Below are 14,927 nucleotides of genomic sequence, written 5' to 3'. Positions count from 1 at the left end.
TCTGTGTAGGGCAACCCATTTCCCGGGGATGGAGGCAGGCATGGAGATCGTGATCGACGGGCCGACGCTGGTGCTGAGCGGAGATTTCGACGTACGCAGCACCTGGATGGCGCGCAGCGTCATCTACGACCATCTCGACTCGGTGGAGGGTGACGTCGTGCTCGACGTCTCCGGTGTGAACAGTGCTGATGTGACGGCGCTGAAGCTGCTCGCCGTCGCGACGAGGCAGGCCCATGCAGGGGGTCGGCGGCTCATCCTTCACGGCTGCACCCCCGCGGTGCGGCGGATGCTCCACCTGTCCAGGCTCTACCGCGTCCTCGAGGTGGAGAACTCACCGCTCATCGCCTAGTGGGTAAAGGAACGCCGGTGAGTGACATCTTCCACACCGGAGTCGGTTACTGATCGGTAACCGAAGGGCTAGCATGCCTCTTATGACGGACACCACGCACTCCGAGCAGAGCCGCCCGGCGAAGGATCGCTCCTGGCTGATGCGCACGTACGCCGGCCACTCGACCGCCGAGGCGTCCAACGAGCTCTATCGCAACAACCTCGCCAAGGGTCAGACGGGCCTCTCGGTGGCCTTCGACCTGCCGACCCAGACCGGCTACGACCCCGACAGCGTCCTCGCTCGCGGCGAGGTCGGCAAGGTGGGCGTGCCGATCATGCACATGGGGGAGATGCGCAAGCTCTTCGACCAGATCCCCCTCACCGAGATGAACACCTCGATGACGATCAACGCGACCGCCATGTGGATGCTCGCGATGTACCAGGTCGCCGCCGAGGAGCAGAACCCCGGGATGGACCCTGCCGCGGTCGCCGCCAAGCTGGCCGGCACCACCCAGAACGACATCATCAAGGAGTACCTCTCCCGGGGGACGTACGTCTTTCCGCCGGAGCACTCCCTGCGGCTGATCAGCGACATGATCGCCTACACGGTCCACCAGATCCCGAAGTGGAACCCGATCAACATCTGCAGCTACCACCTGCAGGAGGCCGGCGCGACGCCGGTGCAGGAGATCGCCTACGCGATGTGCACCGCCATCTCGGTGCTCGATGCGGTCAAGGCCTCCGGCCAGGTCTCGGAGGAGGACTTCGGCAAGGTCGTCGGCCGGATCTCGTTCTTCGTCAACGCCGGCGTGCGGTTCGTCGAGGAGATGTGCAAGATGCGCGCCTTCGTCGAGCTGTGGGACGACATCACCCGTGAGCGCTACGGGGTCGAGGACCCGAAGATGCGCCGGTTCCGCTACGGCGTCCAGGTCAACTCGCTCGGCCTGACCGAGGCCCAGCCGGAGAACAACGTCCAGCGCATCGTGCTGGAGATGCTCGCCGTGACGCTGTCCAAGAACGCCCGAGCTCGCGCGGTGCAGCTGCCGGCCTGGAACGAGGCGCTCGGACTGCCGCGTCCGTGGGACCAGCAGTGGTCCCTGCGCCTGCAGCAGGTGCTGGCCTACGAGTCCGACCTGCTGGAGTACGGCGACCTCTTCGACGGCTCGCCGGTCGTCGAGGCCAAGGTCGCCGAGCTCGTCGCCGGGGCCAAGGAGGAGATCGACCGGGTCCAGGCCATGGGCGGCGCGATCGCCGCGGTCGACACCGGCTACATGAAGTCCGAGCTGGTCTCCTCGCACGCGCGTCGGCGAGGGGCCATCGAGGCGGGCGACGAGATCATCGTCGGCGTCAACAAGTTCACCACCACCGAGCCGTCCCCGCTGACTGCCGACCTCGACGCCGCCATCATGGTCGCGGACCCGCGTGCCGAGGAGGCCGCCAAGGCCTCCCTCGAGGCGTGGAAGGCCGAGCGCGACGAGACCGCCGTGACCGAGGCGCTGGCGGCGCTGGCCGCCGCCGCGAAGACCGACGCCAACCTGATGGAGGCCACCTTGGCCGCTGCCCGCGCGGGCGCGACCACGGGGGAGTGGGCCGGCACCCTGCGCGAGGTGTTCGGCGAGTTCCGGGCCCCCACCGGTGTCTCCGGTGCCGTCGGCGCCGCGGAGGCCGGTGCCGAGCTCTCGGTCGTACGCGACCGGGTGAAGGCCACCGGCGACGAGCTCGGCGTCAAGCTGCGCATGCTCGTCGGCAAGCCCGGCCTGGACGGTCACTCCAACGGTGCCGAGCAGGTCGCGGTCCGCGCCCGCGATGCCGGTTTCGAGGTCATCTACCAGGGCATCCGGCTCACCCCGGAGCAGATCGTCGCCGCGGCGGTAGCCGAGGACGTACACGTGGTCGGCCTCTCCATCCTCTCCGGGTCGCACATGTCCCTGGTGCCGTCGGTGGTCGAGGGCCTGCGCGATGCGGGTCTCGGTGACGTCCCGGTCATCGTCGGCGGCATCGTGCCCGAGTCCGACGCCCGCACCCTGATCGAGTCGGGGGTCGCGGCCGTCTACACGCCCAAGGACTTCAGCCTCACCGAGATCATGGCCGACATCGTCGAGGTCATCCGCAAGGCAAACGACCTCACCTGAGCCGAGGATCGACACGTCTCCCGGAAATTCTCGGGAGATGTGTCGATCCGACGCGCTCCCGTTCGTGGAATGGGCAGAGGGAGGCGAACGGCGCCTCCCGCCACGTAACGGGAGATCGAGATGTCCACCATCACCACCGCCCAGCAGGTCACCACCCCCTCCGTGCGCGTCGCTCGCAAGACTCTCTGGCTCCATGGCCTCGGTGCCACGGTTGCCGCGAGCGCAGTCGTCACCGCTCTCGCGGCGGTCTCCTCGGCGGCCGGAGTGAGCTTCGAGACCGACGGAAGCCCGATCCCGATCCTCGGCTTCGCCCAGCTGACCGCCGTCTTCTCGCTCATCGGGGTCGCAATGGCTGCGGTGATGGCCCGGGTGGCCCGCCGGCCGCGGCGTACGTTCGTGGTCACCACCGTCGTGCTCACCGTCGTCTCGCTCGTCCCCGACGTCACCTTCGGCTTCGATGCTGCCAGTGCGATCGTGCTGATGCTCCTGCACGTCGTCGCGGCGGCCATCGTCATCCCGGTGCTGGCTCGCCGCCTCGCTCGGTGACCGGCCCAGATCGCTACCGCGCATGCGGGTGGCAACACTCGTCTCCGGGCGACGGACGCGGCATCGACGTACGGCGTTCAACGCCGGTTCAGCGGATGCTCCTAGTCTCACGCCCATGCCGAAGCCTGCTCACCTTCTAGCCAGCGGTGTCGCGCTGGCCGCCGTCGTCGCCGTCGTCCCCGGGATCGCACGCGCTGAGGTGCCCGCCGACGCCTGGACCGACCAGATCCGATGGTCCTCGACGTCTCTCGCGGACGGGGTGACGCTGCGTACGGGTGTGCTCGAGGACGCCGACAGCACGCCCTTCTGGACGGTCACGGTCCAGCACCCGGTGACCAGCTCGATCACCGGTCGCCCCGCCGGTGCCGGCGTGGGGCCGCGCGCGTGGGCGCAGGAGACCGCGGACCGGCTGCGTGCGGCGGGCTACGAGCCGCGGCTCGACGACATCGCCTGGCCGGACTACTCCGACACCCCCAGCGGGCTGCAGGGCGTGCGTGTGCGGACCGGGGAGTACGCAACGCAGGCTGAGGCGGGGGCGGCGGTGACGGCGCTCAAGGCGCACGGCTTCACCACCGCGGTCGCCTCCTGGACCGGCTACGACGTCGACACCCCGGCCGATGCCGAGCAGTTCCACGTCGCGGTGATCGACCAGCGTTCCTTTGACGGCGAGGTCTACGGCACCCACCACGGTGTGGTCGCTCAGCGCCAGAGGCTGTCGGACGTGAGCGGGGAGCTGGGTGCGACGGTGGCGGTCAACGGCGGGTTCTTCATCACCGCGGACGCGGACGGCTACCAAGGTGCTCCGGCAGGGATCGCGGCCTACGACGGACGGCTCGAGGCGATGGACGCCGGCTCGCGGACCGGCATCGTGCTCGGCGACGGGCCCGCGCGGATCACTCGCCTGACGGCGAAGGTCGACGTGCGCAGCGGTCGATCGGTACGTTCGGTCAACGGGATCAACCGCAAGCCCGGAGTGATCCGCAACTGCGGCCGTCCAGGGGCCGTGCCCGTCATCGAGCCTCGCCAGGACGTGACCTGCCGGACCGACTCGGAGATCGTCCTCTTCACGCCCCGGCTCGGTGCCGAGCTGCCGACCGGCGAGGGCACCCAGGTCACGCTCGACGCCGCCGACGTCGTCATCGCAGTAGGCCCACGGGGAGGCACGGTGCCCGACGGTGGCAGCGTCGTCCAAGGCATCGGCGCTGCCGGTGAGTGGCTCGCCGCTCATGCTCGTGTCGGGCGCTCGCTGCGCGTGGCCGAGTCGGTCCGCGACGCGGACGGCCGGCGCGTACCGCTGACACCGGACACCTCGATCGTGAGCGCCGCGCCCAACCTGGTCACCGACGGCCGCACCGACATCGACGCTGCCGCCGAGGGCGTCATCGACCCGGCCGACCTGTCGTTCAACTACGCGTGGGCCGAGACGCGGCAGCCACGCACGATGGCGGGCATCGACCGCCGCGGCCGGCTCCTGCTCGTGACCGTCGACGGTCGCCAGCCCGGTGTCTCCGAAGGCCTCACGCTCGAGGAGGAGGCCGACCTGATGAAGAGCCTGGGCGCGGAGGATGCGATGAACCTCGACGGTGGCGGCTCGACTGCCATGGCGAGCGGTGGCACCCTGCTCAACCGCACCTCCGACGCCGCCGGCGAGCGAGCCGACGGGGACTTCATCGTGGCGGTGCCGACAGAGTAAGGCTCACCTAACTCTGCTGTTACCCTTCGAGCGTGGGCAAGAAGAGGAAGCCTCCCAAGACGGAGTGCTGCGTGTCGAAGTCGCGCTGCAAGCGGTGCCCGATCCGCATGCTCAAGGAAGGCACTCTGCCCGAGGGGATGACGGTCAAGAAGCGACGCCTGGTGACCCTCGACGGCAAGCCCGTCAAGAAGAAGCACCTCGCGGCCTAGGACCGAATCCCTTTACCGGGAAAAGCCGCCGCCAAGTTGCACCCGAGGTGGTAGGAATTGCCTTGCAAGGTTTTACCTACTCGTGCAAGGACGTTACCGATGCCTCTCGCCACCCGTCGCTCTGTCCTGTCCGGTGCCGTCACAGGCGCTGCGGCGCTGAGTGCGGCCGGCTACGCCGCCACCCCTGCCCATGGTGCGAGCAGCGTGGGCAAGTCCGACACCGTCCGGCTGACCGTGCTCGGCACCACCGACCTGCACGGCAACGTCTTCAACTGGGACTACTACAAAAACGCCGCGTTCTCCAACAGCGCCGGCAACGAGATCGGCGTCGCCAAGGTCAAGACGCTGATCGACGCCGTCCGTGAGGAGCGCCGCGGCGAGCCGATCCTGACGATCGACGCCGGCGACACCATCCAGGGCACCCCGCTGGCCTACTACTACGCGCGGATCGACCCGATCACCAAGGGCGCGGTCCACCCGATGGCGCGGGCGATGAACCTGGTCGGCTACGACGCCGCCGCGCTCGGAAACCACGAGTTCAACTACGGCATCGACACGATCCGGAAGTTCGAGGAGCAGGTGAACTTCCCGATGCTCGGCGCCAACGCCGTCGACCCGACGACCAAGCTGCCGGTGTTCCCGCCCTACATCATCAAGGACTACGACCTCGGCCGCGGCCGGCGCCTGCGGGTCGGTGTGCTCGGTCTGACCAACCCGGGCATCGCGATCTGGGACAAGGCTATCGTCGAGGGCAAGATGGAGTTCCCGGGCCTGGTCGAGCAGGCCAAGATCTACGTCCCCGAGCTCAAGAAGGCCGGCTGCGACCTGGTCATCATCAGTGCCCACTCCGGCGCCGACACCTCCAGCTCCTACGGCGACGAGCTGCCCCCGGAGAACGCTGCCACCCTGGTCGCCGAGCAGGTGCCGGACGTCGACGCGATCCTGGTCGGCCACGCCCACCGGGAGATCACCGAGCGCTTCGTCACCAACACCGAGACCGGCAGGCAGGTGCTGCTCACCGAGCCGCTCTACTGGGGCATGCGTGTCTCGGTGATGGACCTGGTCGTACGCCGCGAGAAGGGTCACGGCCGGCCGCGCTGGGTCCTGCATTCGGCGACCTCGCAGACGCTCAACTCCAACACCGTCGACGCCGACCCGGACGTCTCGGCCGCGGTGCAGGAGCAGCACGACGTCGTGGTCTCCTACGTCAACTCCGTCGTCGGCAGCTCGGCCGTGGAGATGCTGGCGGCGCGGGCGGTCGTCGAGGACGTACCCATCATCGACTTCGTGAGCTTCGTCCAGGCCGACGCGGTCAAGACGGCGTTGACCGGGGACGACGCGGCTCTGCCGGTGCTCTCGATCGCGGCCCCGTTCAGCCGCGCCGCGGCCTTCCCCGCGGGCGAGGTGACCGTACGCGACGTGGCCGGTCTCTACATCTACGACAACACCCTGATGGCGGTGCGCATCACCGGCGCCCAGCTCAAGGAGTATCTCGAGTTCACCGCGCGCTACTTCAAGCAGGTCAGCGGCACCGGCCCGTTCCCGATCGCGGATGTGACCAACGCGCCGACCGACACCGCACCCAACGGCACGCCCGACTACAACTTCGACACCATCGCCGGGCTGGACGCGGCGCTGACCTACGACATCGACATCTCGATGCCGGTCGGCTCGCGGATCACCGACCTCGCCTACGGCGGCGTCGCAGTCACCGACGCCCAGGAGTTCGTGCTCGCGGTCAACAACTACCGCCAGTCCGGCGGCGGGGGTTTCCCGCACGTCACCGACGCCACCGTGGTCTACAACCAGCAGGTCGAGATCCGTCAGCTTCTCATCGACTGGGTCACCGCCAACCAGGTCATCGACCCCGCGGCCTTCGCCTCGGTCGACTGGCGCCTGGTCTCGGGTGGCGAGCCGATCACCGTCAACTCCTGAGCGGCGGTCGGCTCATCCTGATGGCGTCAGGATGAGCCGACTCCGACGGATCAGCGTGGGTTGATCCAGTTGAGCAGCTGGCTCATCGAGATCAGCAGGTCGTCGAGGCGACGCTCCATGCTGTCCAGGCGTGCGTTGATGTTGTCCAGCGAGGCATCGGTGCGCTCCGCCCGCGCCTTGATCGCATGGAACTCTGCCGTGTGCATCTGCTGCATGGTCAGGAGATCGATCATGATCGCCTCCACGTCGCTCACGGACAGGCGGCCCCCAACGCCATGCCCCGAGTAATTGATGGACATGGTGTGAATCTTGTCACGCTATTTCACGCGAAACGTGGGGAATCATGTGTCCTCGACGTGAACTTGCCTGGACGTGCACCAACTGTTGCTCAGAAGAGTCTCTCGGTCGGGTCGTCGAGGCCGCGGAGCGCGTTGTAGTCGACGACAGCGCAGGTGATGCCGCGGTCCTCGGCGAGCACGCGCGCCTGCGGTTTGATCGCCTGGGCTGCGAAGATGCCTCGCACCGGGGCCAGCAGCGGGTCCCGGTTGAGCAGCTCCAGGTAGCGGGTCAGCTGCTCGACGCCGTCGATCTCGCCGCGCCGCTTGATCTCCACGGCGACCGACTTCCCATCGGCGTCGCGGCACATCAGGTCGACAGGCCCGATCGGGGTGGGGTACTCGCGGCGGACGAGGATCAAGCCCTCGCCCAGAGTCGACGGGTGGTCGGCGAGGAGCTCTTGAAGGTGCTTCTCGACGCCGTCCTTCTGCAGGCCGGGGTCGATGCCGAGGTCGTGGGACGTCTCGTGGTGGATCTCGTCGATCAGGATGCGCAGGGTGTCGTCCGTCTTGGAGGTCACCGTCCATTCGATGCGGCCGTCGTCGGCCTTGCCCTCCGAGAGGGTGCAGGGCGGCGACATCCAGTTGAGGGGCTTGTAGGAGCCCCCGTCGGAGTGGACCAGCACCGATCCGTCGGCCTTGAGCATCAACACCCTGGTGGCCATCGGGAGGTGGGCGGTGAGCCGCCCCGCGTAGTCGACCTGGCAGGTGGCAACGACGAGTCTCACCGGGAGAACGTATCGCATCGCCTTGTGTGAGCAGCGTCACGCCACCGGGGGTTACTCATGGGTAATAAATTTGGCAGTCTTCCTTCGCATGACGGTTTCGACCCAGGGTTCCATCCACGACGTGCTCGTGCTGCCCTATCTCAACCACGCCATCCGCATGCTCGAGTCGGGCTACGCCACCGCCACGGACATCGACAACGCCATGTGCTTCGGCTGCGGCTACCCCCAGGGACCGCTGGCCACGGTCGACGAGATCGGCGCCTCCGCCGTACGCGACGCGCTGCTCGCCCGCTTCGAGGAGACCGGCGACAACCTGCACAAGCCCGCCGACCTGCTCACCAAGATCGCCGGCGAGACCGGGACGTTCGCCGCGGTGGCCGGGGACCACCTACGCGCCCCGGAGCTGCGCCGCACGATCGAGAAGATCGGCGTGGTCGGCACCGGCACGATGGCTTCGGGCATCGTCCAGGTCTTCGCCCAGGCCGGGTACGACGTCGTCTTCGTCGGCCGCTCCCAGGAGAAGCTCGACGCGGTCGTCGCCGGTATCACCAAGGCGCTCGACAAAGCCATCGCGAAGGGCCGCTCGGACGAGGAGACCAAGGCCGCGGTGCTCGGTCGCCTCACCGGCAGCACCTCGCGCGAGGACCTCGGCGAGGCCGACCTGATCGTCGAGGGCATCGCCGAGGACCTGGAGGTCAAGACGGAGCTCTTCAAGGATCTCGACCGGATCGCCAAGGCCGGCGCCATCCTGGCCACGACGACCAGCTCGATGCCGATCATCGAGCTCGCCAAGGTCACCGGGCGCCCCGGTGACGTCATCGGTATGCACTTCTTCAACCCCGCGCCGGTCATGAAGCTCGTCGAGGTGGTCACCACCGAGCTCACCTCGCCCGAGGTCGACGAGACCGTGCGCGCCCTGTCCGCGGCCGTCAAGAAGGTCCCGGTCTCCTGCGGCGACCGGTCCGGCTTCATCGTCAACGCGCTGCTGTTCCCCTACCTCAACGATGCCGTCAAGCTGCACGAGTCGGGCGTCGCGATGGCTGAGATCGACACCGCGGTCAAGGAGACCGCAGCCTTCCCGATGGGCCCCTTCGAGCTCCTCGACGTCGTCGGCAACGACGTCTCCCTGGCCATCCAGACCGAGCTCCGCAACGAGTTCGGCGAGCCCGGCTTCGAGCCCGCCGCTCTCCTGGTCGAGAAGGTCCGGGAAGGCAAGCTCGGCCGCAAGACCGGCGAGGGCTTCCACACCTACTGATCCCGCCCCTGCCGAGGCGTCACCCACGCCGGCCGAGACGTCACTTACGCGAATCGAGACGGCACTTCGGTGCCGTCTCGATTCGGGCGAGTGACGCCTCGGCCAGCGGGAGTGACGCTTCGGCGATTCAGGGTCGGGGATAGCCGCGGCGTACGGCACGTTCCAGGATGCCCAGGGTGGCCCGGATCGACTTCTGGTCGATGACCGGGAAGATCGGCTTCCACTCGGGGAGGGCAGTGGACCAGTCGCAATAGGAGGTGACGCGGGTGTCCCCGGAGTCGAGCCGCTCGAGCTCGTAGCCGAAGCGGTGGCCGATCGGCGGCTTGATGGTGCCCTCGATGGTCCACTCGATCGATCGGTCGGGCTCGAGGCCGGTGATGATCACGGTGACGTCGTACTTGCCCAACGGGTAGTCGCCGAGGGCCTCGCGGTCCATGTGGACGACGAAGCGGTCGCCGACGGCGGCTGCCGGCGATCCTTCCGCGGACTGGAGCATGCCGGCGGCATCGATGGCGACGTGGCCGTCGGGGTCGGTGAGGACGGCGAAGATGGCGGTGGGGGAGGCAGGGATGATCCGCTCGGCGTCGATGCGCTCGCTGGTCTGGGTCTCGTCGGTCACGAAGACGGAATCTAGCGGCATCCCGGCGTGCCCCCGATCACGCCATGGCAGGATGCGGGCCATGAGTGAGCGCACGATCGAGACAGTCGGAATCGTCGGCCTGGGCACCATGGGTGCCGGGATCGCGGAGGTGTTCGCCCGCAACGGGTTCACCGTCGTCGGGGTGGAGCGGGACGAGGAGGGGCTCGAGCGCGGCAAGGAGCACCTGGCCCACTCGACGGGGCGCGCGGTCAAGCGCGGCAAGCTCAGCCAGGAGGAGCAGGAGGCGCTGCTCGGGCGGATCTCGTTCGCCACCGACGCGACGGCGCTCAAGGACGTCGACATGGTGGTCGAGGCGGTCGTGGAGTCGCTGGAGCTGAAGAAGTCGATCCTGGCCACCCTCGACGACATCGTGGCTCCTGAGACGATCCTGGCGACGAACACCTCGTCGCTGTCGGTGACCGAGATCTCGGCCGCGTCCAAGCACCCGGGGCGCGTCGTCGGGGTGCACTTCTTCAACCCCGCTCCGGTGCAGAAGTTCGTCGAGATCGTACGCACGGTGGTCACCGAGCCCGACGTGCTCGAGGACGCCCGCGAGGTCGTCGGCAAGCTCGGCAAGTCGCCGGTGGTCTGCGGCGACCGGGCCGGGTTCATCGCCAACGCGCTGCTCTTCGGCTACCTGAACCACGCGGTCTCGATGTTCGAGGGCCACTACGCCACCCGCGAGGACATCGACACCGCGATGCGGCTGGGCTGCGGCTACCCGATGGGGCCGCTGGCGCTGCTGGACCTGATCGGGCTCGACACCTCCTACGAGATCCTCGACACGATGTACCGCCAGGGTCGCGACCGGCTGCACGCTCCCGCGCCGATCCTCAAGCAGATGGTCACCGCCGGGATGCTCGGGCGGAAGTCGGGCCGCGGCTTCTACACCTACGAGGGCGCCGACTCGCCGATCGTGGTCCCGGACGCCCTCACTCCGAGCGCTGACGCGACCCACGAGCTGCGCCGTCCGATCGCGAAGGTCGGCGTCGTCGGCACCGGGACGATGGCATCGGGGATCGTCGAGGTCTTCGCGAAGGGCGGCTACGACGTGACGTACGTCGGGCGCAGCCCGGACAAGGTCGACGCCGTCGCAGCGCGGATCACCAAGAGTCTCGACAAGGCGATCGGACGGGGCAAGCTGGAGGAGTCGGCGAAGCCGGAGATCCTCGGTCGGCTGACCGGCACGACCTCGTTGGACGACCTGGCCGACGTCGACATCGTCGTGGAGGCCATCGCCGAGGACCTGGCCATCAAGACCACGCTCTTCGAGAACCTCGATGACATCTGCAAGCGTGGCGCGATCCTGGCGACGACGACCTCGAGCCTGCCGGTCATCGAGCTGGCGAAGGTGACCAAGCGGCCGGCGGACGTCGTCGGGATGCACTTCTTCAACCCGGCGCCGGTCATGAAGCTGGTCGAGGTCGTCTCCACCGTCACCACCTCCGAAGAGGTCGCCGAGACCGTCCGGGCGCTGTGCGCGAACGTCGGCAAGTCGCCGGTCTCGTGCGGGGACCGGGCCGGCTTCATCGTCAACGCCCTGCTCTTCCCCTACCTCAACGACGCGGTCAAGATGCTCGAGGCCCACTACGCGACCGCCGACGACATCGACACCGCGATGAAGCTCGGCTGTGCGCTGCCGATGGGACCCTTCGAGCTGCTCGACGTGGTCGGCAACGACGTCTCCCTGGCCATCGAGCGTGAGCTCTACCTGGAGTTCCGTGAGCCGGGCTTCGCCCCCGCGCCGCTGCTGGAGCACCTGGTCACCGCGGGCTACCTCGGCCGCAAGACCGGCAAGGGCTTCCGCGACTACTCCTGACGCGATCGGGACGGGCCCGACCACCGTGGCGCTACGCTGATTGACGTGGGACTTCTGATCGCACTTCTCATCGTCGTCGCGGTGATCGGGACCGTGGTAGTGACCAACAAGCGCTCGCAGGCGCGGGCGCTGGAAAAACAGCGCGCGGATCTGGAGCCGGTCAAGCAGCTCGCCTTCGAGGACGTCACCGCCTTCGGCGAGGAGCTGCAGGGGCTCGACCTCGACATGGCAGGCAAGGAGCTCGACGAGGGCGCCAACGCCGACTACCAGCGTGCCCTGGACGAGTACGAGACGGCCAAGCGCTCCGTCGACAAGATGACCGTTCCCGAAGACGTCAAGCAGATCACCACGATCGTCGAGGACGGCCGCTATGCGGTCGCGTGCGTCAAGGCGCGCGTCGCCGGCGAGCCGCTGCCGAAGCGTCGTCCGCCGTGCTTCTTCGACCCTCGCCACGGCCTCTCGGTCGAGGACGTGGAATGGGCGCCGCCGGGCGGCACCGCCCGTGACGTACCCGCCTGCGCGCTCGACGCCGAGCGGGTCAAGGCCGGCGCGGAGCCGGACACCCGCAAGGTGATGGTCGGCAACCAGCGCGTGCCCTACTGGCAGGGTGGCCCGGCCTACCGGCCCTACGCTGCCGGCTACTTCGGTGCCTTCTCGCCGATGGACTGGATGTTCGCCGGGCTGATGTTCAGCGCGTTCGGCGGCTTCGACGCCTTCGGTGAGATCGGTGAGGGCATGGGTGACGCGATCGGCGGGATCGGGGAGGGCATGGGCGACATGTTCGGCGGGATCGGCGACGGCATCGGTGACATGTTCGACGGCTTCGACTTCTAGCGACGTACGCTTCCCCGGTGCCATCACTTCATACGCTCGAGCTCGGCGAGACCGGTAGCCGCGTCGTCTTCCTGCACGGACTCTTCGGCCAGGGACGCAACTGGAACACGCTGGGCAAGCAGCTGGCCGACAAGCACCGAGTCACGCTCGTGGACCTTCCCCACCATGGCAGGTCGCCGCAGCCGGACACCTTCGACTACCTCGAGGTGACCGCGGCCGTCGCCGAGCTGCTCTCGGCCGAGGAGCCCGCCACCGTGGTCGGCCACTCGATGGGCGGCAAGGTGGCGATGCTGCTCGCGATCACCCGCCCCGAGCTGGTCGCGAAGCTCGTCGTGGCCGACATGTCCCCGGTCGTCTACGAGCGCGTCGGTGGCTTCAAGACCTACGTCGACGCGATGCAGAGTCTCGACCTGGACAGCATCTCCCGGCGCGAGGAGGCCGACGCCGGGATGCAGGAGGCGGTGCCCGATCAGACGGTCCGCGGATTCCTGCTGCAGAACCTGCGCCGTGACGGGGACAGCTGGCGCTGGGCGATGAACCTGCCCGTCCTCGGCCGCGATCTCGACCAGGTCGGCGCCTGGCCGGCCGAGGAGCTGAAGGCGTACGAGGCGTACGACGGTCCGGTGCTCTGGGTGGCCGGGGAACGGTCGAACTACGTCACCGACGAGTACGCGCCGGCGATGAAGGCGTGGTTCCCGCGCTACCGCAAGGTGACGATCAAGGGCGCCGGCCACTGGGTCCACTCCGAGAAGCCGGAGACCTTCCTGGCGGCTCTTCGTCAGTTCCTCGGCGACTGATCTCTCTGGTACCTGACGATGGTCGGGCCGTAGGAGCTGCGCGCCTCATGCTGCGAGGCCGTAGTCGAGGAGTACGTCGCGCAGCACGAACTCGGCCCGGGACAGTGGCGGCGCGTCTGGTTGCCAGGTGTCGGGTGGTGGGTGGTGGGCTGACGTAGGTGTGCCCGGTGGGTGTGATGGTGATGATGCTGCCGTCGGGTCCGGGTCTGGCTTGCCAGCCGAGGGCTTCCTTGGCTTGGTTGCATCTTTCGCACAAGCCTTGGAGGTTCGCGGCCTTGGTGTGGCCTCCGTCTGCGTGGCGTTGGGCGTGGTCGATGTTGCGGATGGGTGCGTCGCAGCCGTTGGTGCGGCAGATCCCGCCGTCGCGGGTGGTGATGAACTCGGCCAGGCCGTCGGGGGCTTTGCGGGAGCGGGACTCCATCGCGACCAGCTGCCCGGTAGGGTCTGTGAACAGCCTGCGGATAAAGACCTCCGCGTCGGCGAGTGCTTCGCGGGCCCAGGTCGCGGGGACGGGGCCGTAGCCCTCGACCATCGCGGGCTGGTCGGTGTCGTTGGTGAGGGCGTCGGCTGTCATGACGATCTTGACCTCGATCCGAGGCTTCGCGTCGACGCCGTCACGCCCGGTGACGCGGTCGACCAGGGTGTCGGCCATGACCTGCCCACGCGACCGCTCATCACCGGCCGCCTGGGCAGCCTTGGCTGCCTGGTCCAGGGCCGCGTAGACGGTGACGCCGTCCTTGACCGGCAACAATGCGCCGAGCCAGGTCATCGTGTCGGGAGCCGGCCGGACGCTGACCCGGCGGTCCTTCTCCGCATTGGCGGCACGAGCCACGACAGACTCCTGGTCCAGAGCAATCGCAAGCTTCTTGGCCGCGTTCTCGAGCTGTCGCAGGCCCATCGTCACCACTGCAGGCGGTTCACCATCGGGGCCGAGAGCACAGAGCTGGTAGTCAATGACTCGGCGGTCCTCCACCGAGAGACAGGCGGTCTCGCGGGCGAGGATGGTGGCCTGCCACTGCGAGAACAGGCCTGCTTTCATCAACCGGAACGTGTGCGGCATCTCGACGATGAGGATCTTCGCCAAGCCCAGGAGCTTGGCACCCTTGGCCGGTGAGACTCGCCTCGCCAACGCCACCTGCGAGGCCACGCCTTCCCCCAGTTTCCGGGCACGGATCCCGGCCTCGGCCTGCCGGGCGCGGGTGGCCTCGTCGAGGCGTACGGCTGCCTCTGTTTGAACGGCCTCAGCGACGCATTTGATCTCTTCGAGCCGGCCGATCCAGTCGACCAGCTCACCCTCGGACGCACCCAGGGGCGGCCCGGCGAGGAGCTGGTCGACGGTCTCGTTCATACGCCTCATTATATGTGAAACAGCACCAGGATGCTACCTGTTTGTGCTGGTCAGACCCGATTTAAGCAGTCCGTGAACAAGTAACCTGGACCCCGCGCCACACCCTCGCCGCCGCCCCGATAATGGCGAAATCTTTCTCGATCAGGTGCCGAGTCAAGGATGGCCGAAGGCCACCGCGAAGCGGCGGGCGAAGCCCGTCCTTGACGCGGCGGCTGATCGAGAAACACTCGAAGAAGGGTCGGCGGCGAACCTGAAGACGAAGAAACAGTCGCTAAGCGAGGTTTCCCCGACCAGAACCGTGTTGGTCTCGACACGCCTCCGCCTAGCGG

General features: G+C 68.0%; 14 protein-coding genes. 10 read left to right on the top strand and 4 right to left on the bottom strand.

The window, feature by feature from the left end:
* Positions 1-40: 40 nt before the first annotated feature.
* The 6 genes from BJ988_RS18135 to BJ988_RS18110 all read left to right on the top strand — a co-directional run bounded on the left by BJ988_RS18135 (position 41) and on the right by BJ988_RS18110 (position 6,842).
* Positions 41-349 (top strand): STAS domain-containing protein, encoded by a 309-nt coding sequence (locus BJ988_RS18135; RefSeq protein WP_179659312.1) that lies wholly within the window; start codon positions 41-43, stop codon positions 347-349.
* Positions 350-431: 82 nt separating this feature from the next.
* Positions 432-2,459 (top strand): protein meaA, encoded by a 2,028-nt coding sequence (locus BJ988_RS18130; protein ID WP_179659310.1) that lies wholly within the window; start codon positions 432-434, stop codon positions 2,457-2,459.
* Between the two features lie 120 nt (positions 2,460-2,579).
* The gene (locus tag BJ988_RS18125; protein ID WP_218860958.1) at positions 2,580-3,005 is read left to right on the top strand and encodes a DUF6069 family protein; all 426 of its coding nucleotides are present in this window, start codon (positions 2,580-2,582) and stop codon (positions 3,003-3,005) included.
* A gap of 115 nt (positions 3,006-3,120) precedes the next feature.
* The gene (locus BJ988_RS18120) at positions 3,121-4,698 is read left to right on the top strand and encodes a phosphodiester glycosidase family protein (protein WP_179659308.1); all 1,578 of its coding nucleotides are present in this window, start codon (positions 3,121-3,123) and stop codon (positions 4,696-4,698) included.
* A 32-nt stretch (positions 4,699-4,730) separates the two neighbouring features.
* Positions 4,731-4,907, top strand: a complete 177-nt coding sequence (locus BJ988_RS18115; protein WP_008362162.1) for a hypothetical protein — start codon at positions 4,731-4,733, stop codon at positions 4,905-4,907.
* 99 nt (positions 4,908-5,006) lie between these two features.
* On the top strand, positions 5,007-6,842 hold the full coding sequence (locus BJ988_RS18110; protein ID WP_179659306.1) for a bifunctional metallophosphatase/5'-nucleotidase: 1,836 nt from the start codon (positions 5,007-5,009) through the stop codon (positions 6,840-6,842).
* Between the two features lie 50 nt (positions 6,843-6,892).
* On the opposite strand, the gene BJ988_RS18105 is transcribed toward BJ988_RS18110, so the two are convergent.
* Both BJ988_RS18105 and nucS read right to left on the bottom strand, forming a co-directional pair.
* Positions 6,893-7,075, bottom strand: a complete 183-nt coding sequence (locus tag BJ988_RS18105; RefSeq protein ID WP_179659304.1) for a hypothetical protein — start codon at positions 7,073-7,075, stop codon at positions 6,893-6,895.
* Positions 7,076-7,230: 155 nt separating this feature from the next.
* Positions 7,231-7,923 (bottom strand): endonuclease NucS, encoded by a 693-nt coding sequence (nucS, locus tag BJ988_RS18100; protein WP_218860956.1) that lies wholly within the window; start codon positions 7,921-7,923, stop codon positions 7,231-7,233.
* A gap of 70 nt (positions 7,924-7,993) precedes the next feature.
* Here nucS and BJ988_RS18095 point away from each other — a divergent pair, with 70 nt between their 5' ends.
* Positions 7,994-9,160: a 3-hydroxyacyl-CoA dehydrogenase family protein gene (locus tag BJ988_RS18095; protein ID WP_218860954.1), complete on the top strand. Its 1,167-nt coding sequence runs from the start codon at positions 7,994-7,996 to the stop codon at positions 9,158-9,160.
* Positions 9,161-9,287: 127 nt separating this feature from the next.
* Here the strand turns inward: BJ988_RS18095 and BJ988_RS18090 are convergent, their stop codons facing one another.
* Positions 9,288-9,779: an SRPBCC family protein gene (locus BJ988_RS18090; RefSeq protein WP_343051671.1), complete on the bottom strand. Its 492-nt coding sequence runs from the start codon at positions 9,777-9,779 to the stop codon at positions 9,288-9,290.
* 61 nt (positions 9,780-9,840) lie between these two features.
* Here BJ988_RS18090 and BJ988_RS18085 point away from each other — a divergent pair, with 61 nt between their 5' ends.
* Genes BJ988_RS18085 through BJ988_RS18075 form a run of 3 tightly spaced genes read left to right on the top strand, consistent with a single transcriptional unit; the run spans position 9,841 to position 13,250 of the window.
* Positions 9,841-11,619 carry a 3-hydroxyacyl-CoA dehydrogenase family protein gene (locus BJ988_RS18085; RefSeq protein ID WP_179659300.1) on the top strand — a complete coding sequence of 593 codons (1,779 nt, stop codon included), beginning with the start codon at positions 9,841-9,843 and terminating at the stop codon, positions 11,617-11,619.
* 45 nt (positions 11,620-11,664) lie between these two features.
* Positions 11,665-12,453 carry a hypothetical protein gene (locus BJ988_RS18080; RefSeq protein WP_179659299.1) on the top strand — a complete coding sequence of 263 codons (789 nt, stop codon included), beginning with the start codon at positions 11,665-11,667 and terminating at the stop codon, positions 12,451-12,453.
* A gap of 17 nt (positions 12,454-12,470) precedes the next feature.
* On the top strand, positions 12,471-13,250 hold the full coding sequence (locus BJ988_RS18075) for an alpha/beta fold hydrolase (RefSeq protein WP_179659297.1): 780 nt from the start codon (positions 12,471-12,473) through the stop codon (positions 13,248-13,250).
* On the opposite strand, the gene BJ988_RS18070 is transcribed toward BJ988_RS18075, so the two are convergent.
* On the bottom strand, positions 13,171-14,598 hold the full coding sequence (locus BJ988_RS18070; protein ID WP_246321518.1) for an HNH endonuclease: 1,428 nt from the start codon (positions 14,596-14,598) through the stop codon (positions 13,171-13,173). The two genes, BJ988_RS18075 and BJ988_RS18070, sit on opposite strands and share 80 nt — an antisense overlap.
* Positions 14,599-14,927: the final 329 nt, after the last annotated feature.

It is taken from the genome of Nocardioides panzhihuensis, assembly GCF_013408335.1.
In the GTDB taxonomy this organism is placed as follows: domain Bacteria; phylum Actinomycetota; class Actinomycetes; order Propionibacteriales; family Nocardioidaceae; genus Nocardioides; species Nocardioides panzhihuensis.
This window is presented reverse-complemented; position numbering and strand designations above follow the sequence as displayed.